This window comes from Nocardia acididurans, from assembly GCF_016741815.1.
GTDB classification, from domain to species: domain Bacteria; phylum Actinomycetota; class Actinomycetes; order Mycobacteriales; family Mycobacteriaceae; genus Nocardia; species Nocardia acididurans.
The window spans coordinates 481,239-504,674 of sequence record NZ_JAERRJ010000001.1 but is presented as its reverse complement, the minus strand read 5'-3'; the positions used below and the strand labels follow the sequence as shown (position 1 = coordinate 504,674).

The 23,436-nt window shown below is 68.0% G+C and carries 21 protein-coding genes; 9 read left to right on the top strand and 12 right to left on the bottom strand.

The window, feature by feature from the left end:
* Nucleotides 1–216 precede the first annotated feature (216 nt).
* Nucleotides 217–2,718, bottom strand: a complete 2,502-nt coding sequence (locus tag JK358_RS02315; protein ID WP_307817240.1) for a DUF6049 family protein — start codon at nucleotides 2,716–2,718, stop codon at nucleotides 217–219.
* 35 nt (nucleotides 2,719–2,753) lie between these two features.
* Entirely contained in the window at nucleotides 2,754–3,320 is a 567-nt protein-coding gene (locus tag JK358_RS02310) for an NUDIX hydrolase (protein WP_201942897.1), read from the bottom strand.
* A 106-nt stretch (nucleotides 3,321–3,426) separates the two neighbouring features.
* Between JK358_RS02310 and JK358_RS02305 the strand changes: the two genes are divergently transcribed.
* Nucleotides 3,427–4,884 (top strand): CCA tRNA nucleotidyltransferase, encoded by a 1,458-nt coding sequence (locus JK358_RS02305; RefSeq protein WP_307817239.1) that lies wholly within the window; start codon nucleotides 3,427–3,429, stop codon nucleotides 4,882–4,884.
* A gap of 4 nt (nucleotides 4,885–4,888) precedes the next feature.
* Here JK358_RS02305 and JK358_RS02300 read toward each other — a convergent pair whose 3' ends face one another.
* Complete coding sequence (locus JK358_RS02300; protein WP_201942894.1) at nucleotides 4,889–5,716, bottom strand: hypothetical protein; 828 nt, start codon at nucleotides 5,714–5,716, stop codon at nucleotides 4,889–4,891.
* A 138-nt stretch (nucleotides 5,717–5,854) separates the two neighbouring features.
* On the opposite strand from JK358_RS02300, the gene JK358_RS02295 reads away from it, so the two are divergent.
* The 3 genes from JK358_RS02295 (at nucleotide 5,855) to JK358_RS02285 (ending at nucleotide 8,280) form a co-directional block, all read left to right on the top strand.
* On the top strand, nucleotides 5,855–6,607 hold the full coding sequence (locus JK358_RS02295) for a LamB/YcsF family protein (protein ID WP_201942891.1): 753 nt from the start codon (nucleotides 5,855–5,857) through the stop codon (nucleotides 6,605–6,607).
* A gap of 10 nt (nucleotides 6,608–6,617) precedes the next feature.
* On the top strand, nucleotides 6,618–7,349 hold the full coding sequence (locus JK358_RS02290; protein WP_232850581.1) for a 5-oxoprolinase subunit B family protein: 732 nt from the start codon (nucleotides 6,618–6,620) through the stop codon (nucleotides 7,347–7,349).
* Between the two features lie 64 nt (nucleotides 7,350–7,413).
* Nucleotides 7,414–8,280: a 5-oxoprolinase subunit C family protein gene (locus JK358_RS02285; RefSeq protein WP_201942885.1), complete on the top strand. Its 867-nt coding sequence runs from the start codon at nucleotides 7,414–7,416 to the stop codon at nucleotides 8,278–8,280.
* A 21-nt stretch (nucleotides 8,281–8,301) separates the two neighbouring features.
* On the opposite strand, the gene JK358_RS02280 is transcribed toward JK358_RS02285, so the two are convergent.
* The 4 genes from JK358_RS02280 to JK358_RS02265 all read right to left on the bottom strand — a co-directional run bounded on the left by JK358_RS02280 (nucleotide 8,302) and on the right by JK358_RS02265 (nucleotide 13,537).
* Nucleotides 8,302–9,843, bottom strand: coding sequence for a DUF4185 domain-containing protein (locus JK358_RS02280; RefSeq protein ID WP_201942882.1), 1,542 nt, complete (start codon nucleotides 9,841–9,843; stop codon nucleotides 8,302–8,304).
* A gap of 51 nt (nucleotides 9,844–9,894) precedes the next feature.
* Nucleotides 9,895–11,460, bottom strand: coding sequence for a glycoside hydrolase family 183 protein (locus tag JK358_RS02275; RefSeq protein WP_307817237.1), 1,566 nt, complete (start codon nucleotides 11,458–11,460; stop codon nucleotides 9,895–9,897).
* 251 nt (nucleotides 11,461–11,711) lie between these two features.
* On the bottom strand, nucleotides 11,712–13,070 hold the full coding sequence (locus JK358_RS02270; RefSeq protein WP_372440584.1) for an MFS transporter: 1,359 nt from the start codon (nucleotides 13,068–13,070) through the stop codon (nucleotides 11,712–11,714).
* Nucleotides 13,067–13,537, bottom strand: a complete 471-nt coding sequence (locus JK358_RS02265; protein ID WP_201942877.1) for an NUDIX hydrolase — start codon at nucleotides 13,535–13,537, stop codon at nucleotides 13,067–13,069. The genes JK358_RS02270 and JK358_RS02265 overlap by 4 nt, the downstream gene beginning before the upstream one ends.
* A 256-nt stretch (nucleotides 13,538–13,793) precedes the next feature.
* On the opposite strand from JK358_RS02265, the gene JK358_RS02260 reads away from it, so the two are divergent.
* Nucleotides 13,794–14,564 (top strand): pirin family protein, encoded by a 771-nt coding sequence (locus tag JK358_RS02260; RefSeq protein WP_201942874.1) that lies wholly within the window; start codon nucleotides 13,794–13,796, stop codon nucleotides 14,562–14,564.
* Between the two features lie 94 nt (nucleotides 14,565–14,658).
* A complete protein-coding gene (locus JK358_RS02255; RefSeq protein WP_201942871.1) occupies nucleotides 14,659–15,177 on the top strand; it encodes a DUF4190 domain-containing protein in 519 nt (172 codons plus the stop codon).
* Nucleotides 15,178–15,192: 15 nt separating this feature from the next.
* Here JK358_RS02255 and JK358_RS02250 read toward each other — a convergent pair whose 3' ends face one another.
* A complete protein-coding gene (locus JK358_RS02250) occupies nucleotides 15,193–15,660 on the bottom strand; it encodes a hypothetical protein (protein WP_201942867.1) in 468 nt (155 codons plus the stop codon).
* Between the two features lie 90 nt (nucleotides 15,661–15,750).
* On the opposite strand from JK358_RS02250, the gene JK358_RS02245 reads away from it, so the two are divergent.
* Genes JK358_RS02245 through JK358_RS02235 form a run of 3 tightly spaced genes read left to right on the top strand, consistent with a single transcriptional unit; the run spans nucleotide 15,751 to nucleotide 19,039 of the window.
* Nucleotides 15,751–16,602, top strand: a complete 852-nt coding sequence (locus JK358_RS02245; RefSeq protein ID WP_201942864.1) for a helix-turn-helix domain-containing protein — start codon at nucleotides 15,751–15,753, stop codon at nucleotides 16,600–16,602.
* Between the two features lie 32 nt (nucleotides 16,603–16,634).
* Entirely contained in the window at nucleotides 16,635–17,015 is a 381-nt protein-coding gene (locus JK358_RS02240; protein WP_201942861.1) for a DUF397 domain-containing protein, read from the top strand.
* Between the two features lie 41 nt (nucleotides 17,016–17,056).
* On the top strand, nucleotides 17,057–19,039 hold the full coding sequence (locus JK358_RS02235; RefSeq protein ID WP_201942859.1) for a M13 family metallopeptidase: 1,983 nt from the start codon (nucleotides 17,057–17,059) through the stop codon (nucleotides 19,037–19,039).
* A gap of 10 nt (nucleotides 19,040–19,049) precedes the next feature.
* Here JK358_RS02235 and JK358_RS02230 read toward each other — a convergent pair whose 3' ends face one another.
* From JK358_RS02230 to JK358_RS02215, 4 genes are read right to left on the bottom strand one after another with little or no spacing between them, the layout of a single operon-like run.
* Nucleotides 19,050–20,129, bottom strand: coding sequence for an ABC transporter ATP-binding protein (locus tag JK358_RS02230; RefSeq protein ID WP_201942856.1), 1,080 nt, complete (start codon nucleotides 20,127–20,129; stop codon nucleotides 19,050–19,052).
* Between the two features lie 34 nt (nucleotides 20,130–20,163).
* Nucleotides 20,164–21,492 carry an ABC transporter substrate-binding protein gene (locus JK358_RS02225; protein WP_201942854.1) on the bottom strand — a complete coding sequence of 443 codons (1,329 nt, stop codon included), beginning with the start codon at nucleotides 21,490–21,492 and terminating at the stop codon, nucleotides 20,164–20,166.
* Nucleotides 21,493–21,512: 20 nt separating this feature from the next.
* Nucleotides 21,513–22,367: a carbohydrate ABC transporter permease gene (locus JK358_RS02220; RefSeq protein WP_201942850.1), complete on the bottom strand. Its 855-nt coding sequence runs from the start codon at nucleotides 22,365–22,367 to the stop codon at nucleotides 21,513–21,515.
* Nucleotides 22,367–23,338, bottom strand: coding sequence for a carbohydrate ABC transporter permease (locus tag JK358_RS02215; RefSeq protein WP_372440606.1), 972 nt, complete (start codon nucleotides 23,336–23,338; stop codon nucleotides 22,367–22,369). The genes JK358_RS02220 and JK358_RS02215 overlap by 1 nt, the downstream gene beginning before the upstream one ends.
* Nucleotides 23,339–23,436 lie beyond the last annotated feature (98 nt).

Sequence of the window (23,436 nt, the reverse complement as noted above, 5' to 3'; positions counted from 1 at the left end):
CACCGCCGCCGGGCGGCACACCGCCGCCGCGCGGTCCCTGCGGTCCCGGCTGCGGTCCGCGCGCACCGGGCTGGGGTCCGCGTGGTCGCGGCGGCACCCCGCGTTCCCAGGGCGCGGAGGGTGCGCGGCGCGCATTCGGACCGGGCCCCTCGGGTCCACCCTCGGGGCGGCCCGCCCCGCCCTCCGGTCGGCCGGGGCGCGGCCCGCTGTACTCGCTCACCGCGTCTCCTGTCGTCGCAACTCCTGCTTCCGCGCGCGCCGGTAGCGTTTGACCCTGCGTTGTGTCCCCGGATCGAACCCCTCGTCGGCCGGATCGGACTGTCCGCGGAAGCGGTGCCACAGTCGGCGTCCGGCCAGCAGGAGCAGTAGCGCTCCAGCGCACGCGGTAATTATTGCCAACACTCGACCGTAGGCGTTGGACCGCACCTGTACCGAAACGGCATCACCGAGCGGGACGCCGTCGGGTGTGGTAAGGGCGATGGGGATCACCAGGTTCCGGCTGTCGGACACCTCGGTCGGGATCTGGAAGGACCGGGTGCCCTTGGCGGGCAGCACCTGTTCGCCGATATCGGTGATGTTCGTCTCGGCGGGCGCGTCGATGCGGAAGCGGACGCGGATGGCCACCGGCATGTCGTTGCGGGCGACCAGCAGCAGCGGACTCTGTTCGGAGGCAAGGGTGTACACGCCGCCGGGCGGCAGCACGGTGACCGATCCGAAGAGCCGGTCGAGGGTGCGGGTGGTCTGATCGAGGCGGCGTTGCGCGGCGGTGTCGGCCTGCGCGTTGCTCGCCCGCCGATCCGACAGCGTGAGGGTGCGGATCAGGTCGTCGCGCAGCGGGGTGAGGAAGGCGCGCGGGCTGAGTTCCTGCTGCGGGATCTCGACGAGCGCGTTCATCAGCTCGGTGATCCGATGTGCCTGCTGCCGTACGGGTTCGGCGAAGTGCGCGGGGACGGCCTCCTCGGCGGCCTGGGCCAGGTAGTCGAGTTCGTAGGGCTGCGGGTCGGTGGGTTCGGCCAGCAGGTCGGCGAAGGAGCGCGGGATGGCGAGGTTGTTGCGGAACAGCAGGTCGAGCTGGCCGAGCAGGGCGGTGGCCTCGTCGCGGTTGGCGCCCCAGTTCTGCGGCGGCATGAACAGCGCCGAACGGGGTTTGCCGGGTTGCGGATTCAGCGCGCTCCAGGTGAGCGCGCCGAGCGCGTCCTGCAGGCGGGCGGCGCGGGAGTCGTTGGTGACGTCGTAGCGCACCGATTCGGGCGTGAAAGGCGGTGTGGGCGGATGCGATCCGACGGCGGCGAGCGCGGTGGCCGACCAGATGTCGTAGGTAGCGGCCCGCAGTTCCGGTCCGGTGGGCGGTGCCGCGGTGTCGCCGGCGCCGGCGACGGGCCCGGTGATGCCGTCCAGCCGCACCATATCCGGGTTGTCAGTTTCGCCTGCCTCGCTGCCGGTTCGGGTGCCGGTGACGTTGGAGGTCTCGACGGCGGGGGTGATCGCGTTGTCGGCGAGCACGGCGGTGGTGAAGCCGTGCTGGGCGAGCAGCGCCCCGGCCTCGGTGTCGATGGTGCCCGCGTCGGGCAGGCTGACGCCGCGCACCGATTTCACCGACAGCACCGAGTCGATCAGGTCGGCGGGCGCGTTGAGCGCGCGGTCGGCGAGGGTGGTGTCCCCGACCGCGGCCAGCGCGACCGGATCGACCTGCGCGAAAGGCAGTGCCACCACACACATTCCGGGTGCGACGGCGCGCAGCCGGTCGAGCCAGGCCTGGGCGGCGTCGGATCCGGTGCCCGCGCGGGTGGAGCCGTCCGGGTCCGAGGGGCTGGCGAGCACCCGGTAGCCGTGGATCATGTCGGACACCGTGATGAGCAGGTCCGGGTCGACGGCCAGGCAGAGCGCGCTCGACAGGGCGCGGTCGCTGCCGGTCTCGGGTTTGATCGCGGTCTCCAGTGCGGACAGCAGCTGGTCCAGGCGGCCGCCGGTGGTGAGCGAGGCGGCCAGGTCGTCGTCGGTGAGCAGGGCTTCGCCGTCGGGTGACCCGGGCCGTCCGGCGACCAGGCGGGGCCGGTCGGCCAGCGGCCACAGCATGGTGGTGGCGACGGGCGCGGCGGGTGCGGGCGAAACCGGCGGCGCGGCGGGCTTTTTCGGGTCGGCGGGCGGTACGGCCAGCACCGGGAGCAGGAAGCGGGCGTCGTCGAGTCGCGCCTGGCTGCCGTAGGCGGGCTGCCCGTTGACATTGAGCAGCAGCGGGTACACGCCCGGGGTCTCGATGTCGACGGCCGAGACGCCGCTGGGCAATTCGGGCACGGAGTGCAGGGCGACGGTGAGGCTGAACTGTTTTCGCTGTCCCGGCTGCATGCGTTCGGCGATGTCCTGGAATTCGCCGTTCACGTCGTAGTTGATCTGGTCGAGCCGCAGCGCCGAGCGCACCCCGCTGGGTTCGGTGACGGCGGCGGCGCGCTGGATGCGCACGGCCACGTCGTCGACCACGCGGTCGCCGATATTGGTGATGGTGCCGGAGACCACGAAGTACGGGTCGCTCGTGGCGACGATGGCGGTGGGCGTCACCGAATCCAGCGACAGTTTCAGGAATTTGGGTCCGGAGGAGCCGTTGCCGGTGGGTTCGGCCGCCGCGAAGGGCGGGCAGGCCGGCAGGACGGTCAGCAGCACCGCGAACAGGGACAGCAGCCAGCGTTGCAGCGTCCGCTGTGTAGTCGTAGGTGCCGCCACGGTGTCTTTCCGAGAACGCTCAGACCCCGCACGCGTCATTGTCTGCCGTTCTCCATCCGGTCGATCAGCCGGTTCGCGACCTCGGCCAGTCGGCGTTCGTCCGCGTAGGCGAGGCGGGAGTCGAGTTCGCTCAAGGGAACCCAGGCCACCTTGGTGACCTCCACGTCGGCATCGGAGAGTTCACCGCCGATGGACCGCATCAGATAGTGGTGCACGGTTTTGTGTACCCGCCGGCCCTCGGTGACGAACCAGTAGTCGATGCTGCCCAGTTCGGCGACCACGGTGCCGTTGATGCCGGTCTCCTCGGCGACCTCGCGGATGGCGGTCTGCTCGGCGGTCTCCCCTTCTTCTATATGTCCCTTGGGCAGGGACCAGAGGAGTCTGCCGCGCCGGTCGGTGCGCCCGATGAGGGCGGCGGCCCGCTGCTCGCGCGGCCCGTCCAGACCGTCGACGACCAGCCCGCCCGCGGACGTCTCCCGCACGGTGCGCATACGGGGTTTCGCCGCCGCACCGGCTGCACCGGTGGTTTTCGCCGCACTACCGGCCGAACCACGGCGCCGGGGCTGGCGGCGTCGACTGTTCGCGCGATCGGCCGGGGACACTGGGTCAGTCTAACGGTGAAGGTCGGTCACGCCCCTTTACCGAGGTGACCTTGCCCGCTCTCCCAGGTGACCGTGTCGCGGCGAGGCTCCACTAAGCTCGGTATTCGTGGTTTCGCCGAAGTTCGAGGAAGCAAACGAGGACCGTCGTACCCGATTGCTGGCCGCGGCGGCGATCACGATAGGTCGGCTCGACGATGTCCTGACTCCGCTCGGTGAGTTGTTCGCAGCTCACGGCCATCAGCTGTATCTGGTGGGCGGCACCGTGCGCGACGCGGTGCTGGGCCGGTTGGGCACCGATCTGGACTTCACCACCGATGCCCGCCCCGAGGTCGTGCAGGAGTTGATGCGCGGCTGGGCCGACAAGCTGTGGGATACGGGCGGTCTCGCGTTCGGCACGGTCAGCGCCTCGAAATCGGGTCAGCAGCTGGAGATCACGACCTTCCGCAGCGACAACTACGACCGGGTGTCACGCAATCCCGAGGTCACTTTCGGCGACACCCTGGAAGCCGACCTGGTGCGCCGCGATTTCACGGTGAACGCCATGGCCGTCCGCATCGGCCCGCTCGGCGAACTCGAATTCGTGGACCCCCTGGACGGGATGGAGGCCCTGCTCGAGGGCGTCCTCGACACGCCCGCCCTGCCCGAGGACTCCTTCCGTGACGACCCGCTGCGCATGCTGCGCGGCGCGCGCTTCGTCTCGCAGCTCGGTTTCACCCTGGCCCCGCGCGTGCGTGACGCCATCATCGGCATGGCCGGGGAGATCGACCGCATCACCGCCGAACGCGTGCACGTGGAACTCGACAAGCTGATCGGCGGCGAGTACCCCACCGAGGGCATCGACGTCATGGTGGAAACCGGTCTGGCCGAACGCGTCATGCCGGAGATCCCCGCCATGCAGCTGGAGATCGACGAGCACCACCAGCACAAGGACGTCTACCAGCATTCGCTGACCGTGCTGCGCCAGGCCATCGACCAGGAGGAGGACGACGCGGATCTGGTGCTGCGCTGGGCCGCCCTGCTGCACGACATCGGCAAGCCGCCCACCAAGCGCAACGAGCCCGGCGGCGGCGTCAGCTTCCACCATCACGAGGTGGTGGGCGCGAAGATGGTGCGAAAGCGCATGCGCGCCTTGAAGTATCCGAAGCAGTTCACCGAGGACGTGGCCAAGCTCGTCTACCTGCACCTGCGTTTCCACGGCTACGGCAAGGGCCAGTGGACCGATTCCGCGGTGCGCCGCTACGTCACCGACGCCGGTGACCTGCTCCCCCGCCTGCACAAACTGGTGCGCGCCGACTGCACGACCCGCAACAAGCGCCGCGCCGCCACCCTGCGCGCCACCTACGACGACCTCGAGGTGCGCATCGCCCGCCTGCAGGAGCAGGAGGATCTGGACCGGGTCCGCCCGGATCTGGACGGCAACGCGATCATGGAACTGCTGGGCCTGCAACCGGGTCCGGATGTCGGCAAGGCGTGGAAGTACCTGAAGGAACTGCGCCTGGATCGCGGCCCGATGTCGCGCGACGAAGCCGAAGCGGCGCTGCTGGAGTGGTGGCAGGGCGGGTAACTCGCTAGAACACGATCAGAGTTGTGCCGGCGACGATGGCCGAGCGGATCTGCGCGAGGTCGAACGAGGCGGTCATCCCGGGTAGGTCCGCGGTGAATTCGATGTGGTCGCCCTTGCGTTCGGCGCGCAGGATGCGGAGCTGATTCGGTAGGTCCGTCAAGGGAATCGGTGCGAGCCGGGTCATGCTGCGCGGTGCGCGGATACTGCGCCAGTGCGCCGTGTGCACGCTGATGGTGAGCACATTGTTGGTGATTTCCCCGGTGGCGAGGGCGCGTATCTTCCGGCGTTTGTGCCGCGCCATGATCTGCCCGTCGGGCGCGGTCTCCAGCACCCAGTCCGGCTGCCAGGTGTTGATCCAATTCAGCAGCGCGGCAACGGATACGACCCCGGTGATATCGATCTGCGCGGCCCGGATCCTGGTGGGCACCCCGGGAATGATCCGCACCCCGTGCGCGATGGCGGTCAGTTCCTCGACCGGATGGTTGTTCCAATGCAGTTGCGTGAGCACGGTTTTGGTCTGGAAGTGCGCCCCGCGTCTTCGTACCTTGAGCGTGTGCAGCGTGGCGCGCAGATCATGGCCGAGGAAGGTGGCGTCCACCTCCTGCCCGCCGAACTGGCTGAGGATTCCCTCCGACAGCAGTGTCATGAGCACGTCGGGCATCAGGGCGGTGACCGTCCCGACCCCGAAGTCGGTGACCGGATCGAGCCAGGCGGTGGTGAAGCTGGTCCACTGGTCGACCCACGTCTGGTCGAACAGACGTTTCCCCAGGTCCATGCCCAGGTCCACCGCGCGCAGTGGTGACCAGGCCTTCGGATCGAAATACGTGGCCATGATTGCATCGAGCGTACTGGCCGAAGGTGACAGCGCCAGGGATCTCGCTGCGACCCACATCACATATGACCGTCCGGTTTCTCGAGGCCCGGCAGCTCGACGATGTGCACCACGCCGGATTTCGCGCGGTGGGAGGATATGGGGGTGGATCTGAACAGTGATCTCGGCGAGGGCTTCGGCGCGTGGCGGATGGGCGACGACGCCGCGATGCTGGATGTGGTCAGCAGCGCCAACATCGCCTGCGGCTTCCACGCCGGTGATCCGTCGATCATGCGCCGCACCTGCGCCCTGGCCGTGGAGCGGGGTGTGCGGATCGGCGCGCACGTCGGCTATCGCGACCTCGCCGGTTTCGGCCGCCGCGCGCTCGCCGTGCCCGCGTCGGAACTGCGGGACGAGACGCTGTACCAGATCGGCAGCCTGGACGCCTTCGCCCGCGCGGCCGGTGACCGGGTCCGCTACGTGAAACCCCATGGCGCGCTGTACCACGCGGCGGCCGCGGATCGGGCGTCGGCGGACGCGATCGTGGCGGCCATGCGCGAATTCGATCCGAACCTGGCCCTGCTCGGCCCGGCGGGCACCGAATTGGAGCACGCCGCCCTGGCGGTCGGAACCCCGTTCTTCGGTGAGGGTTTCGCCGATCGCGCCTACACGCCGGACGGCCTGCTGGCCCCGCGCGGCCTGCCCGGCGCGGTGCTGGGCGCGGACGACGCGGTGGCGCAGGCGCTTTCGATCGCCCGTTCCGGCAAGGCGGCGAGCGTGGCGGGCGGTACGGTGGCGGTGCGCGCGGACAGCATCTGCGTACACGGCGATTCCCCCGCCGCGGTGGAGATGGCACGGCGCATCCGCGCGACCCTGGACGAATCCGGGCTTCCGGCAAGACCTTTCACCTGATGAGCGCATGATGACTGATTTCGGACAGGGATCGGCTCGGGGCGAGATCCGGGCGGCGGGCGACCGCGCGCTGCTGGTGATCCCACCGTCGCGCGCCCTGCTGGCGGAACTGGTGGCGGCCCTGCGGGATCGCCCCGCCGGTGTCGTGGACGTGCTCCCGGCGGCCGAAACGGTCCTGCTCATCCTGTCCTCCCCCGGCGACGCGGATTCGGTCCGGCGGCAGGTGCATACGATCATGGCTCGCCTGGAATCCGAAGCGCGCGTCCCGGCCGGAGTCCGCCGCGTCCCCGGTTGGCGCCCGTCCCCCGCGGACCGCCCGGACGAGGTGGCGGGCGGCAACGGTGCGCGTTCGGATCCGGTGCTGATCCCGGTCCGCTACGACGGCGCGGATCTGGAGGCGGTGGCGGACCTGCTCGGCCTCACCCCCGCCGAGGTGATCGCTCAGCACACCGGCACCGTATGGCGTTGCGCCTTCGTGGGTTTCGCTCCGGGCTTCGGCTATCTGGAATCGCCCGACGGCCGCCTGACGGTCCCTCGCCGCACCCAGTCGCGAACCTCGATCCCGCCGGGCGCGGTGGCCTTGGCCGGCGGCTTCTCGGCGGTCTATCCCCGCCGCAGTCCCGGCGGCTGGCAGCTGATCGGCACCTCCGACCTGACCCTGTGGGACGTCGACCGCGATCCGCCCGCCCTGATCCGCTCCGGTACCCGTGTCCGTTTCACCGTGAGGGAGGGACCGGCATGAGATCGGTGCCGACGTGGGTGTGCCCCGATATCGCCTGGCGCACAGCGGGTTCCGGAGGTGCCCGATGATCCGGGTGGAGCGGGTCGGGCCGCTGGCAACCGTGCAGGATCTCGGCCGTCCCGGCTGGTTCGATTCGGGTGTGGGCGCGGCCGGGGCCGCGGATCGGGCTTCGCTCCGCCTGGCGAATCGCCTGGTCGGCAACGCCGAGGGCGCTGCCGCCATCGAGGTGCTGCTGGGCGGTGTGGAGCTGCTGGCCGAACGGCATCTCACCCTCGCGGTGACGGGCGCGGCGGCTCCCGCCACCATCGACGGCCGCCCGGTCGGTGCGGCCAGCGTGCTGGAACTCGAAGAGGGGCAACGACTTCGGCTGGGTTACGCCATGTCCGGCCTGCGCGCCTACGTGGCGGTGCGCGGCGGCATCGACCTCCCGCCGGTGCTGGGTTCGCGCAGTCGCGACACCCTGTCCGGTATCGGCCCGGAGCCGTTGTGCGCGGGCGATCTGCTCCCGATCGGCAAACCCCCGCGCGCCTACTCCCCGATCGATGTGGCCCCGGTGGCCCCACCGGCGGACGGCCTGGTCACGGTCGATGTGGTGCCGGGCCCGCGCGACGACTGGTTCACCGATGCCGCAGCGCTTTTCGAGGGCGACTGGACCGTCTCGCAGGACACCGATCGGATCGGCGCCCGCCTGGACCGTCGTTCCGGCCCCGCCCTGCGCCGTCGCGTCGCGAGCGAATTGCCCACCGAGGGAATGGCTCTGGGCTCGATCCAGGTCCCGCCGAGTGGCCGGCCGGTGGTGTTCCTGGCCGACCATCCGATCACCGGCGGCTACCCGGTGATCGGCGTGGTGGTGGATGCCGATGTGGACGCGGTCGCGCAGGCCCGCCCCGGGCAGGCCGTACGCTTCCGGCGGGTCGGCCCGCCGGCGTGATCGCCCGCACCGGAACGCTTCTCACCGCAGCGTGGCCTGCATGAGGAACACGTTGTACGCGTTCCACGTGGACACCGCGAAGTACAGTTCGTTCCCCGTCGACCACGGATGGATGAACCCGCCGTACGCCGTCGGATAGTCGTCGGTGTCGAGCAGCGCCACCGGTTCACTCCACGCGCCCTGCGGTTCGGCGGCGGTGCGCAGCACGATCTGGTGCCGCAGGGTGTCGAGGTACACCATCTGCCACCGCCCGCTCGCGGTGTCGTAGCGGATGGACAGTTCGCTGGCGGTCCCGGAAACCACCGGGGTGGCGAAGAATTCGTGCGCCGTGGCGGCGGGCTGCCACACCCCGTCGATCCAGTACTGGTAGGCGGTCTTGTTCAGCACCTGATCCTTGGGCACCCGGGCGAGTCCGATGACGCCGATGCGCCCGTTGGGTGTGCCGAACATGTAGACGTGATCCCCGTGCGGCACCATGGTGGCCACCTGGAACCGGCCCAGTCCGAACAGGTTGTCCCACTGTGCCCATTGGGATTTGGTCCAGGTGCTGCCGTTGTCGTCGGACCAGGCGATGCCGCCGTGGTTGGTCCACCACATGCCCGGGATCTTGCTCCACCGTTTCACCGACATGTAGGTGAGGTACTGCCGGTCGTCGAGGGCGAAGCCGCTGGTGGGGATGGTGGTGACCTCGTAGTTGCCGATCTTGCGGCTGCTCAGGATCTCGGCGGCGTGGCAGCGGCTGTCCTGCGCGAAGGTGTCGAGGGTGAGCCCGTCGGACAGGTCGGTGTCGGTGCTGTAGCCGATGACATTGCTGCGCCAATCCTGTTGATCGGTGCCCGCGCCGCCCGGCTGCCAGCCCTTGCCGAAGGTGTCGCCGAAGACCACGGCGACCTCGCCGGGTTTGGTCTCCCACATGAGTCCGAGGTCGGTGCCGTCCACGGACCAGCGCATATCGGTGCGGTTGGCCGAACCGGGCCCGGTCAGCTGGCCGACCACCCGCACGGATTCGAGGCCGGGCGCGCCGACCGGCGCCGCGACCGGACCGGGTGCCGCGACCTGGACGGCGGCTTCCGGCGCGGGCTGCGGTTCGGGTGGTTCGCCACCCGGCACCGGAACGGGAATGATCTCCGGTTCCGGCTTGATCGAGATCTGCGGCAGCGCAACGGATCCGCCGCCCGGCGTGTTCGGCGGCGTGGTCTTCGGGGGCGTGTCGCGGATGTCCGGGCACGGGTTGGCGCACGGGTCCTCGGGCAGCGGGTCGGCGACGATCCGGGTGTTGTCCGCTTTCGGCCCGTACATCGGCACCTGCAGGATCTGCGGCACCGGAACCGGCACGGCGATGGTGGGATTCACCGGCGGTGTGTATCCGTCGGGCGCTTTGCGGTAGAGCGGATCGAATCCTGTTTCGCCGCAACTGTTCACGGGCGGCGGCGCGTAGGGGTGCGGCCCGGCGGTGGCGGGCGCGGCGGGCAGCAGCACCGCACCCAGCGTGATCACCCCCGAAAGTGCCAGTACGGCAGGAGTTTCCGCGCGCGATGCCGCCGCGGCCCGTTGCCATCCCATTGCAGTGCTGCGTCCCCTCCGAGATCGAATCGCCTCACCGTAGCCGATATGTCAACGGCCGGAGTCGATTACCGCCCGCATGAGGAAGACGTTGTAGGCGTTCCAGGTGGACATGGCGAAGTACAGGTCGTTGCCGCTGGACCAGGGGTGGATGAAACCGCCGTAGAGGCTGGGATAGTCGTCGGCGGTCACCAGCGTCACCGGATCCGTCCAGGTCCCTTGGGGTTCGGTGGCGGTGCGCAGCACCATGCGGTTGGTGGTGACGTCCAGGTAGATCATCTGCCAGAGCCCGCTCGCCGCGTCGTAGCGGATGGCGAGTTCACTGGCGGTGCCGGAAACCAGTGGGGTGGCGAGCCATTCGCCGGGTCCGTTGGCGGGTTCCCAGGTTCCGTTGATCCAGTACTGGTAGGCGGTCTTGTTGAGGATCTGATCCTTGGGCACCCGGGCGAGCCCGATGACGCCCATGCGCCCGTTCGGCGTTCCGAACATGTAGACGTGATCCCCGTGCGGCACCATGGTGGCCACCTGGAACCGGCCGAGCCCGAACAGGTTGTGCCATTGCGCCCATTGGGATTTGGTCCAGGTGCTGCCGTTGTCGTCGGACCAGGCGAGGCCGCCCAGGTTGGTCCACCACATGCCGGGCACCTTGCTCCACCGCGCCACCGACATATAGGTGAGGTACTGCCGGTCGCCGAGGGCGAAACCGCTCGTCGGGATGGTGGTGATCTCGAAGTTGTTGATCTTGCGGCTGGCCAGGATCTCGGCGGCGTGGCAGCGGCTGTCCTGCGCGAAGGTGTCGAGGGTGAGCCCGTCGGACAGGTCGGTGTCGGTGCTGTAGCCGATGACATTGCTGCGCCAGTCCTGATCGCCGGTGCCGCCGCCGATGGGCTCCCACCCCTTGCCGAAGGTGTCGCCGAAGACCACCGCGACCTCACCGGGTTTGGTCTCCCACATGAGTCCCAGATCGGTGCCGTCCACCGACCAGCGCATATCGGTCCGGTTCTCCGAGCCGGGTCCGGTCATCTGGTCGACCACGTCCACCGATTCCACGACGGGCAGCGCAGGCGGTGCGGCGACGGGCGCGGGATCGGCGACCTGTGCGGCGGGTTCGGGCGCGGGCTGCGGTTCGGGTTCCTCGCCACCCGGCACCGGCACGGGAATGAGCTCGGTCTGGGTATTGATCTCGAGCTTCGGCCACGGGATGGCGGCGCTGCCCCCGCTGCCGCCGCCGGGTTCACCGGTCCCCGGGGCGGATTCCTCCGGATTGCCCTCCGGCGCAGGCGCTTCGGCGGCCTCCGGCGCCGGCTTGGGCCGGTCCCGGATATCCGGGCAGGGGTTGGCGCACGGGTCCTCGGGCAGCGGTTCCGCGACGATGCGCGTGTTGTCCTGCGCCGGGCCGGGTATCGGCACCTCGATGATCTCCGGCACCGGCACATCGATGCGGATCGTGTTGTCGGGCGGCGGCGGTTGGGTTCCGGGTTCGCGTTCGCGGGCGAGCGGGTCGAATCCGGTTTCGCCGCAACTGTTCACGGGCGGCGGTTGCCACGGATGCGGCGCGGAGTGCGCGGGCGCAGCCGGTAGCAGGACCGTCCCGAGGGTGAGTACCCCCGAGAACACGAGCGTGGCAGGAATATCCGATCGGATGTGCGTCTCCTCGAATCGAATCGACCTACCGTAACCGGACAAGTCGTGCACCCGGGCTCGGCGTGCCCGGTGTTCGCGGCGTTGTGACCGAGCCGATACCACCCGCCGGGGCGGGAAGACGGGCCGCCCGGACCGCACTGTCCGGCGACCCCAATGGGATTCGAACACCACCCACCCCTCGGATGTGTGTCTCTTCGTCATTCCGCGCCGGGATGACCAGGCGGCTACACCCCGGCGCCGCGCCGCGAGTTCGCCAGGATCGCCGCGATGCCGCAGCAGTACACCCCGGCCGCCGCGATCACCACGCCCGGCGAGCGCCCATCGGCCGGGATCAGCAAGGCTGTCCCCGCGATCGCCGACACGAAGGTGATGTTGAAGACCGTGTCCTGCAGGGCGAACACCTGCCCGCGGTGTGCGTCGTCGATATCGATCTGCATGGCCGCGTCTCCGGTCAGCTTGATCGTCTGCCCGGCCAGTCCGAGCAGGAACGCCGCCACCAGCAGCGCGATCTCCGCCGACCGTTCGGCCGCGCCCGTGGCCACCGTGACCGGCGTGACCAGCAGCACCTGCACCACGGTCGCGACAGCCAGCCCGGCCATCACGGTCCGGGATCGCCCGAGCCGTGGAATCAGCACCGGCGCGACCACGGCCGCGACCACCATGCCCGCTCCGGCCGCCGTGATGGCCGCGCTGAATTTCGCCATATGGGTGCCGACGCCGCCTTCGCCGCGCCGCAGCACGAGCACCATCAGCATGGTGTCCGCGCCGAACACCACCCGGTGCGCGCCGATGCCGATCATCGCTGTGGTCACCTCGCGGGACCGCCACGCCGCGGTGGCCCCCGACCGCAGTCCGGAGGCGATGGCCCGCACGGAACTCCGCGCCCGGTCCGACAGCCCGTCCGGTCCGAGCGCGCGCGCCGCGAACCCGGCCGCGGCCAGGGCGGCGATCACCGACCCGGCGGTACTGGCCGCCACGGCCACGGCCGATCCGAAGTCGCCCGCCCCGACCACCTTGATGATCGCGAAGGCGGTGCCCACCCCGGCGATGGTGAACCCGGAGGCCACCGTCGCGACGATCGAGTTCATCGGCACCAGCCGATGCTGGGCGAGCACATGCGGCAGTGACGCCGACACGCCCGCGCCGATGAACCGCGAGGTGCCGACCACCGCGAGCGCGAGGATCAGCAGCGGTGTCGCCCGCAAGCCCGAGTACAGCGCCGCGGCGGTGACGCCGATCAGCACCACCCGCAGCAGGTTCGCGACCAGCAGCACGGTCCGCCGGTCCCAGCGGTCCAGCAGCGCCCCCGCGTACGGCCCGATGATCGAGTACGGCAGCAGCAGCGCCGCGAATCCGCCCGCGATGGCAAGCGGATCGGTTTCCCGTTCCGGATTGAAGAGGATGGCCCCGGACAGCGCGCCCTGGAACATGCCGTCGCCGAACTGCCCGGCGAGCCGGATGGTGGTGAGTCGCAGCACGCCCGGACTCTCGCGCAGGACCGTGCGCAGGCTCCTGGTGAGGTCACGGGGGGAGCGCCGGGCGGGCTCGGGGCGGGCCGGTCCGGGCGGTGCGGGGGTGTTCACCGTGCCGGGTGGGTGGTCACCAGCGCGAAGACCGCGGCCCGCATGTCCTCGGCCATGGGCAGATTGTCGAGGCTGTCGGCGTCGATCCATTGGAATTGGTCGTGTTCGCCGGGTGCGAGGGATACCTCGCCGGGTTCGGTCTCCACGACGAAGCTGTATTTGCGGACCCGCGATTTGGTGCGGGTGGCGTAATCGAATCCGCCGAGGACGTCGGTGATCCGGCGGACCCGTAACCCGGTTTCCTCGTAGAGTTCGCGTTCGACGCATTCGGCGAAGGATTCCCCGGATTCCACGCCGCCACCGGGCAGTTCGTACATTCCCCCGTGCCAGTCGTCGGCGACACGCCGTACGACCAGGAGTTTGCCACCGCGGAACACCGCTACGCCCACCACGAAGTGGACGATCCCCTCGCTATCGGCCTGCTGCCGGAGTTCGCGTTCGATGCCCGCGAGTACCTCGGGTCGCATTCCTCGCTCTCCCTCCGGTTTCACTTGCGGCACATCATGATACGGTCGCCGTCGGTGTCCCGCCGACAGGACGGTTCCGGTGGTGTCGGGTCGCCGGGTATTTGCGCCGACCGGTCGCGGTGACCGAAGTGCCTGGTCGGCGGCATACAGAGCAATGCTGCTCCCACGGTAAAATTTACCCGGAGTTCAGGTGGGCGTGCCGAAGGTGCACCTACCCTGAATGTGATCGGTGCTCGCCGGTGAGAGGAGTACGGCGGTGTCCACGCTCACGACACCACACATCGATATCCATCGTGGCGGCGACCGCATGAAAACCCGTGTGGCGTGGCTGGATTCGAAGCATTCGTTTTCGTTCGGGGAACACTACGATCCGGACAACACCCATCACGGCCTGCTGCTCGTGAACAATGAGGACATCGTCGCGCCCGGGGAGGGTTTCGAAACCCATCCGCACCGGGATATGGAGATCGTCACCTGGGTGTTGAGCGGCAGCCTGGTGCACCAGGATTCGCTGGGGCACAGCGGCGTCATCTATCCGGGTCTGGCGCAGCGGATGAGCGCGGGCACCGGCATCCTGCATTCGGAGAAGAACGATTCCTGGCGGATCAGCGCCGATCCGGAGCATGACGAGCCCGTGCACTTCGTCCAGATGTGGGTGGTTCCGGACGAGCCCGGCCTGACGCCCGGGTATCAGCAGCTGGAGATCGACGACGAGCTGGCGGGCGGCCGCCTGGTGACGGTGGCGTCGGGGCTACCGCGCTATCGGGATCGCACGGCCATCGCCATCAACAGTTCGCATGCGGCCATGCATGTCGGGCGGTTGGCTCCGGCGGCGGAGGTTCGACTACCGGAGGCCCCGTACCTGCATCTGTTCGTGGCGCGCGGGGAAGTGGAGATGGAGGGTGCGGGCACCCTCTACGAGGGTGACGCGGTGCGGTTGGCCCGCAGTGGCGGTCAGCGCATCACGGCGAACCTGCCGTCCGAGATTCTGGTGTGGGAGATGCATGCCCGACTGGGTGGGCAATAGCATCTAGGTCAGCTGTTCCGGACGAACCGGGCGCGTTAACGGCTCGTCCGCGCGTGCGCGATACCGGGAGCATCACCCGACGGAAGGACGCCGCATGTCGCAATACCCGCCCCCCGGCCAGTACGGCGAGCAGTACCCCTCGCCGCCGCCCGGCGGTTATCCCCAGCAGCCCGGCGGTTATCCGCCGCCGCCGAACAGCGGCGGCCAGCAGTACTGGCAGGAGTCGCCGAAGGGCAAGGGCCTGGCCATCACCGCGCTGGTGCTGGGCATTCTCTCGCTGCCCGCGGTGTTCACCGTCATCGGCGGCGTGCTGCTGGGTCTGATCGCGGTCATCATCGGCATCGTCGCCATGTCCAAGGCGCGCAAGGGGCAGGCCGGCGGTACCGGCATGGCGGTCACCGGTCTCATCCTGGGTGCGCTGGGCCTGATCGGCTCGGTCATCTTCGGTCTGATCATCTGGGTGTTCGTGAAGGACACCGGCGTCACCGACTATGTCGACTGCGTGCAGCAGGCGGGCGGCGACCAGGCCAAGATCGAGCAGTGCGAGCGCGATTTCAATCAGCGCGTGGAGGACAAGTTCGGCGTCACCGTCACCCCCGAGCCGCCGCGCTGAGTCGTTGCCGGGCGGTCAGTGCACCCGGCATTCCCTTGTGGCACTGACCACTTCGCCCATATCGGGCCGGAAGTCGCCGTCCGGCGGGCAGATCCAGGCCCGGTAGCCGCTGTGCTCGTCCGTGGGTGAGGGCAGCACGATGTGGCTACCGGGCAGCGCGACCGCGGCGCAGTCGCGGAACAGATCCGAGAACAGGGTGGTGTCGAGGTAGGAGTCGTCGGTCGGCCCGGTGAGGAATGTCCAACGGCCCGAACGCGGATGGTTGATGACCGGCCCGCACCGCTGTTTCGACTTCAGGTGGTTGCGCACCTTCATGCCGAGGTCGGCGGGCATGGTGACGGCGCCGACCGCCCCGATCTCCAGCATGATCCGGCCCATGGCCGAATCGACGATCCCGTACAGCCCGTGTTCCTTGCGGTAGCGACGGCAGCGGGCCAGCGCTTCCTGCGTAGCGGCGTACGAGGATGGGTCCAGCGCGCTCATGGCGAACCTCCTGCTACCGACCATATTCCGGAGCAACCGGTATGACAATAGTCACACGCCAGCGAGTTCGGGGGCGTACGATCCGAACCCATGGCACCCGTCTCGCCCACTGTTGCCCGGTGGGAGCTGGTACTGCGATTACGGGAGCTGCGCGAGCAGCGCGGCTTCGATTCGGCGACGTTCGCCAAGCGGGTGGGTTTCACACCCGCCAATTGGTCGCATGTGGAGAAGGGCCGCCGGGTTCTCACCGTCAACACCATCGGTCCCGTGCTGGAACTGCTCGAGGTGGATGGTGAAGAGCGCAAGGAACTTCAGGAACTGCTCGCGGTCAGCAAGGAGCGCGGCTGGTGGGCGAAATCCTCGGCGCTGATCGGGCCGGAACTGCAGCGGTATTACGGCATGGAGTTCGGGGCCGAGAGCATTCGCAGTTATGACAGTCTGGTGATTCCCGGCCTGCTGCAGACTGAAGAGTATGCGCGGGCTCTGATCAGTGCCGATGTGATGATCCGGCCGGTTCAGGTGGAACAGCTCGTGGCCGTGCGCATGCGCCGGCAGGAGCGTTTGCGCGGTAGTGAACGCGTGGAGTTGACGGCGGTGGTCGGGGAGGCCACCCTGCTGCAGCAGATCGGCGGGCCGAAGGTGTTGCGCGGTCAGCTCGAGCACCTCGTGGAACTGCTGGAAGCACTGGATTCGGTGACCGTGCGGGTGATTCCGTTCGCGGCGACGCACGGCGCGATTCTCGGCGGCTCGAGTTTTCACCTGCTGGATTTCGCTGTGGAATCGCTGCCGACTTTCGGCTGGGTGGAAAGCTCGGTATTCGGGGGTGCCGTGGACGATCCGGATCTGGTGCGCGATCTGGCTTTTGCATTTGTGCGCGCACTCGACCAATCTCTAGGTCGCGCAGAGTCTTTGGAGATGATCAAACATTATTCGCAAGGGTAGGAGACAGGGCGAAAAACGGTAAAATGCTCCACATGGTTAACACCGCGAAATACCTCCCGGAATCCACCGGCTGGTTCACCTCGACGCGCACCAATAACGGAAATCAATGCGTCGAGGTCCGATTCGATGGTGCTGCGGTGCTCATCCGAGACAGCAAGTACCGTCGCAACCCGGCGCATCGCACCGAGGACGAGCCAGTCATCACCGTCACCGCCTCCGAGTGGATGCGGTTCCTCGACACCCTTCTCGACCGGGCCGTGATCCCGGACGACCTGACCGCTCACACCGGCCCCGACGGCCACACCACCCTGAGCCGCGGCGGCATCGACCTCGTCTACACCCCTGGCGAGTGGCAAGCTTTCCTCGCGGGTGTGCGGGACGGCGAATTCGACCGGACACCCGTTCCTTTCTGAGCTGAAAGCGCGCAGCGGCGGCGGAGCCTAATGTGGAGTCCGTGACTTCGCAGCTGAACAACCCCTCCGGTATCGACCTGTCGTTCATCGATGCGGCCGTGCGAGTGCAGGACGACCTGTTCGCGCACGTCAACGGTAAATGGCTGGACACCTACGAGATCCCGTCGGATCGGGCGGTGGACGGCGCCTTCCGCACGCTCTACGACCAGGCGGAGCGCGATGTCCAGCGCATCATCCAGGACGCCGCCGCCTCCGCCGCCGCACCGGGCAGCGAGGAACGCAAGATCGGCGACCTCTACAACAGCTTCATGGACGAGGCCGCCGTCGCCGCCGCGGGCCTGACCCCGATCGCTGAGGAGCTCGCGGCCGTCCGCGCCGTGTCCGACCGCGCCGAGTTCGCCGCGCTCATCGGCCGCCTGCAGCGCACCGGCGTGGGTGGCGCGATCGTCTTCTACGTCGACACCGACGACAAGAACTCCACCCGCTACCTGGTGCACACCTCGCAGTCCGGCATCGGCCTGCCCGACGAGTCCTACTACCACAAGGACGAATACGCGGAGATCCGCGACAAGTACGTCGCCCACGTCCGCCGCATGTTCGAACTGGCCGGCCTGGACTACGACGCCCAGCGCGTCTTCGATCTGGAGCAGAAACTGGCCGCCGGTCACTGGGACGTGGTGCGCCGCCGCGACGCCGAGAAGAGCTACAACCTCACCACTTTCGAGGCGCTGGCCGCCGAGAACCCCGAATTCGACTGGACCGCCTGGACTTCCGCCCTCGCCGAGGGCGTCGAGGCGTCCGGCCCCGAGCTTTTCGCGGAACTCATTGTCCGCCAGCCCGATTACGTCCGCACCTTCGCGCGGCTGTGGGCCGCCGAGGATCTCGACGACTGGAAGGCCTGGGCTGCCTGGCGTGTGGTGAAGGCCCGCGCCGCCTACCTCACCGACGACCTGGTGGAGGAGAACTTCGGCTTCTACGGCCGCACCCTGACCGGCGCGCCGGAGAACCGCGAGCGCTGGAAGCGCGGCGTCTCCGTCGTCCAGGACCTGCTGGGCGAAGCGGTCGGCAAACTGTATGTGGCCCGGCACTTCCCGCCGGAAGCCAAGGCCCGCATGGTCGAACTGGTGGGCAACCTCCAGGAGGCCTACCGCCGCAACATCTCCCAGCTGGAGTGGATGGGCCCCGAAACCCGCAAGGCCGCCTTGGCGAAGCTGGAGAAGTTCACCCCCAAGATCGGTTACCCGGACGAGTGGCGCGACTACTCGGCGGTCACCGTCGACCCGTCGGACCTGGTGGGCAACTACCGCCGCGGCTACGCCGCCGAACACGACCGCGATCTGAACAAGCTCGGCGGCCCCGTCGATCGCGGCGAATGGTTCATGACCCCGCAGACGGTCAATGCCTACTACAACCCCGGCATGAACGAAATCGTCTTCCCCGCAGCCATTCTCCAGCCCCCCTTCTTCGACATGAACGCCGACGACGCCGCCAACTACGGTGGCATCGGCGCGGTCATCGGTCACGAGATCGGCCACGGCTTCGACGACCAGGGCTCCAAGTACGACGGCGACGGCAATATGACCGACTGGTGGACCGAGCAGGACCGCACCGAATTCGCCAAGCGCACAACGGCTCTCATCAACCAGTACAACGCCTTCTCCCCCAAGGACCTCTCCGACGACCACAAGGTCAACGGCGAGTTCACCATCGGCGAGAACATCGGTGACCTGGGCGGCCTCTCCATCGCCCTGGAGGCGTACAAGATCTCGCTGGAGGACAAGGACTCCCCCGTCCTCGACGACCTGACCGGCCTGCAGCGGGTCTTCTTCGGCTGGGCCCAGGTGTGGCGCACCAAGGCCCGCAAGGAGGAAGCCATCCGCCGCCTCGCGGTCGACCCGCACTCCCCGCCGGAGTTCCGTTGCAATGGCGTCATCCGCAACCTCGACAGCTTCCACGAAGCCTTCGACGTCAAGCCCGGGGACGCCCTCTACCTGGATCCGGCTGAGCGCGTGAAGATCTGGTAGCGCCCGGCCGCTAGCGCAGGCGCAGCTCGGTCTCCGCGTCGAAGTAGAAGACCTCGCCCTGTTTGGGGCGGAGGTAGAGGCGGTCGCCGAGGGCCACCTGGAAGCGGCGGTCCACGCGGGCGACTATGCGGCCCGAGCGGCTGGACCACTGGTCGGTGATGCCGTGCGAGTAGAGGAAGGACTCCGCGCCCAGTTCTTCGAGGAGTTCGACCTCTACCGCCAGGGCGTTCGCCGGATCGGTGGTGACCTCCCAGGATTCCGGGCGGATGCCGATGATCACCTTGTCGCGGGAGTCCTTGCGCAGCACCGGGATTCGGAGGTCGTTGAGGACGGCCCCGTCATCGATCACCGGGGCGGTCAACAGGTTCATGGCCGGGGAGCCGATGAATCCCGCGACGAAGGCGTTGACCGGATCGTCGTACAGCTCGCGGGGCGCGGCGATCTGCTGGAGCCTGCCGTCGCGCAGGACGGCGACCCGGTGGCCCATGGTCATGGCCTCGACCTGGTCGTGGGTGACGTAAACCGTTGTGGTGCCGAGGCGTTTCTGCAGGGCGGCGATCTGGGAGCGGGTACTCACCCGGAGTTTGGCGTCCAGGTTGGACAGCGGTTCGTCCATGCAGAAGACCTGGGGGCGGCGGACGATGGCGCGGCCCATGGCCACGCGCTGGCGCTGACCGCCGGAGAGCTTCGCCGGTTTGCGGTCGAGCAGATCCTCCAGCTCCAGCATGGCCGCCGCCTCCTTGACGCGAATCAAGGTGTCCGCCTTGGACATTCCGGCATTGCGGAGCGCGAAGCCCATATTGTCGGCGACGGTCATATTGGGGTACAGGGCATAGCTCTGGAAGACCATGGCCACGTCCCGGGCGCGGGGCGGCAGGGCCGTCACGTCCTGGTCGCCGATGTGGATGCGGCCGCTGCTGACCGCTTCGAGACCCGCCAGCATGCGCAGGCTGGTGGATTTGCCGCAGCCGGACGGGCCGACCAGGACCAGGAATTCGCCGTCGGCGATCTCCAGGTTCAGGTCTTCGACCGCAGGGGCGGGGGCTCCCGGGTAGGTGAGGCTCACGCCATCGAACTGCACAGTCGCCATGCCGGCGGGTCTCCTTGATCGGTACGGTCAGCGCTTATTTGGGCAGCTTCGGCGCGATCTGCCTGTCGTAGATGTTCTGCAGCTGGCTGGTGACATCCGCGAAAGCCGCTGCGGCGTCCCGGTTCTGCAGGCCGATCTGCTCCAGGCCGGTGCCGATGATCTGGTCGGCGCCGGGCAGGAAGACGCGCGCGTAATCCTGCGACCTGGTGACGGCCAACTGGTCGATGGCGGTCTTGTTGTTCGGGTTCTTGGCCAGGAAGTCGATCTCGGTCGGATCCTGCAGCGCCGACTTGCGCACCGGCATGTACCCGGTGGCCTGCGAAAAGTACGCGGTATTGGCGGCATTCGTCACGAAGTCGATGAACTTGAGCGCGTTCTCCTTGCGCTTGTCCGAGATGCCGGACGGAATCGCCAGGCCCGCACCGCCGGTGGTGGCGCCCGCGCCGTTGGGATGCGGCAGGAAGGCGGTGCCGAATTCCAGCTTGCCCTGGGCATTGCTCTTGATGCCCTTGAGATCACCGGTGGAGGCGATGGTGGAGGCGATGATGCCGGTGCCGAAGTCCACGGCGATACCCGGTCGCACGCTCGCGTACTTCTTCTCGTTGATCATGCTGCGCAGGAAGTTCCCGGCCTCGATGGATTTGGGCTCGTTGAACTTCAGCTTCCACTGGTCGGAGTACCCGCCGCCGAAGGTCCACATCGGGCCCTGGAAGGTCCAGCCCAGGTAGTTCTTGGCGTCGCCCCAGCCGTGCGCCCACTTGTCCGCGCCCACGACGGACTGGATCCTGGGACCCCACTCGTCGAATTCCGGCCAGGACTCGGGTCCGCGGTCGGGCAGTCCGACCTTGGACCAGACGTCCTTGTTGTAGTAGAAGACCTGCGTCGACCGCGCGTACGGCAGTGCGTAATGCTTGCCGTCGAACAGGTAGTCGGCGAGCAGTGAGTCCACGTAGTCGGAGGTCTGCACGTTCGCGGATCCGAAGTGGCTGTCCAGGGGTTCGATCTTGCCGGTGAGCGCGTAGTTGAACCACCAGACATCGGACAGCACGACGACATCCGGCAGATCGCCGCCGGACAGTGCCGCGTTGAACTTCTGCGACACCTCCTCGTAGTTCTTACCGGCATCGACGAGGTCGACCTTCAGATCGGGGTACTGGGCCTGGAACCGGTTGATCAGCTCGGTTTCCTGATCCTTGGACGTCCCGGGGTGATTCGACCACCAGGTGATGGTGTTGGCGTCACCCTCCTGCTTGCCGCCGCCACCTGTGCCCGCGCACGCGGTCAGCGCGACCCCGGCCGCGGCGGCGCCGGCCAGGCCGAAGAACCCCCGTCGAGAAAGGTTGGGGAATCGTGAATCGGACACTGTGAATCTCCTTCTGGGACTCAGCCCTTGACCGCACCGGAGGTGAGGCCCTTGATCATGTGACGTTGCAATGCCAGGAAGACGATGAGGATCGGCAGCATGGTGAGCAGGGTTCCGGCCATGACCGGCCCCCAGTTGGTGACGCTCGGGTTCTCGGTGTTCTGCAGCAGTGTCAGACCCACCGGCAGCGTGGCCACCTCTTCCCCGTCGGCCATCAGGAACGGCCACAGGTACTCGTTCCACTCGTTCACCAGCGTGACCACCGCGAACGCCACCATGGTCGGCCCGGACATGGGCAGCACGACCCGGGTGAGCAGCCGCCACCACCCGGCCCCGTCCATGCGCGCCGCTTCGATGACCTCGGAGGGCAGAGACAGGAAGTGATTGCGCATGAGGAAGGTGCCGAAGGCGACGCCGCAGAGCGGAACGATGATGCCCACCAGCGTGTTTCGCCATCCCAGCTGTGAGACGAGCGCGTAGTTCGAGATCACGGTGATCTGGTTCGGCACCATGAGCGCCGCGATGATCACCAGGAACACGATGTTCTTCCCCGGAAACCGCAGGAAGACGAGCCCGTAAGCGCTGAACACCCCGAGCACGAACTTCACCCCGGACACGACCGCGGTGACGATGATCGAGTTCTGCAGGAAGGTCCAGAACGGCAGTTTGGTGGTGGCGTCCGCGTAGTTCTGCGGATGCCACGGCGCGGGCCGGTACACGGCCGGCTGCACGTAGATGTCGGGCCGCGTCTTGAACGAGGTGATGATGATCCACAGCAGCGGCACGCCGATGATGATCAGCACGCACGCCATGGCGGCGTAGCCGAAAACCTTGGCCCAGAACGCATTGTCGCCGGACGTGAAAGCCGTTCTCATCAGTCCTGCGCCCGATCCATGATGCGCACCTGCACGAGCGTCACGATCAGCAGCACCACGAACATGATGGTGGCGACGGTCGCCCCGTATCCGGCACGGAAGTTGACGAAGGATTCGCGGTAGACCTGCACCACCATGGTGGTGGTCCCGGTGCCGAGCGGCCCGCCGCGCGTCATCGTGTAGATGATGTCGAACACCTGCAGCGAGTTGAGCAGCACGGTGATGGACAGGAAGAAGGTGGTGGGCCGCAACTGCGGCAACAGGACTCGGGTGAACGTGGTCCACCGGCTCGCCCCGTCGATCTCGGCGGCCTCCATCAGATCCTGCCGGGTGCCCTGCAGCGCGGCGAGGTAGATGACGAAGGTGTACCCGAGGTTCTTCCAGAGGTAGGTGACGGTCACCATGAACAGCGCCCAGTTCGGGTCCTGGTAGAAGTCCGGCGTCTTCTCCACGCCGATCTTGTGCAGCAGATCCTGCACCAGCCCGAACCCGGGATCGAACACGAACTGGAAGGCCACGCCGATGGCCGCGCCGGAGATGACGAACGGCGCGAACACCGCGGAGCGGACCACATTGCGCCCGAACAGCTTCCGGTCCAGCAGCAGCGCGAGCGCGAGGCCGAGCACCATGCTGCCGACGACGGCCGCGAACGTGAAAATCAAGGTATTGCCGATGATTTGCCACGAATCGTCGCGGCTCCACCACTCGGTGTAGTTGTCGAAGCCGATGAAGGTGGCGTTCGTGTCGGAGATGTTCCAGTCGAAGAACGACAGCCGAATGTTGTCCACCAACGGCCGATAAACAAAGACCGACAACAGAATCAGATTGGGGACGACCAGCACCAGGAAGAGCGCGTAGTCCTGCCAGGGTCTTCCCCGCCAGCCACGCCCCGGTGGCTGCGGCAGTACTCGTTCGGGCCGTGATCGCACCCGCGCAGCCTGACGGTTGCGAGCGAATAGCCGGTAACGCAGGAACGCCGTTCTGTTGAACTGTCGGCGGGCGAGCTTCACCGATTGTTCATCGACTTCCCCCGCAGGGAGCGCGGACATGCGCCGAATAGTACGGGCGC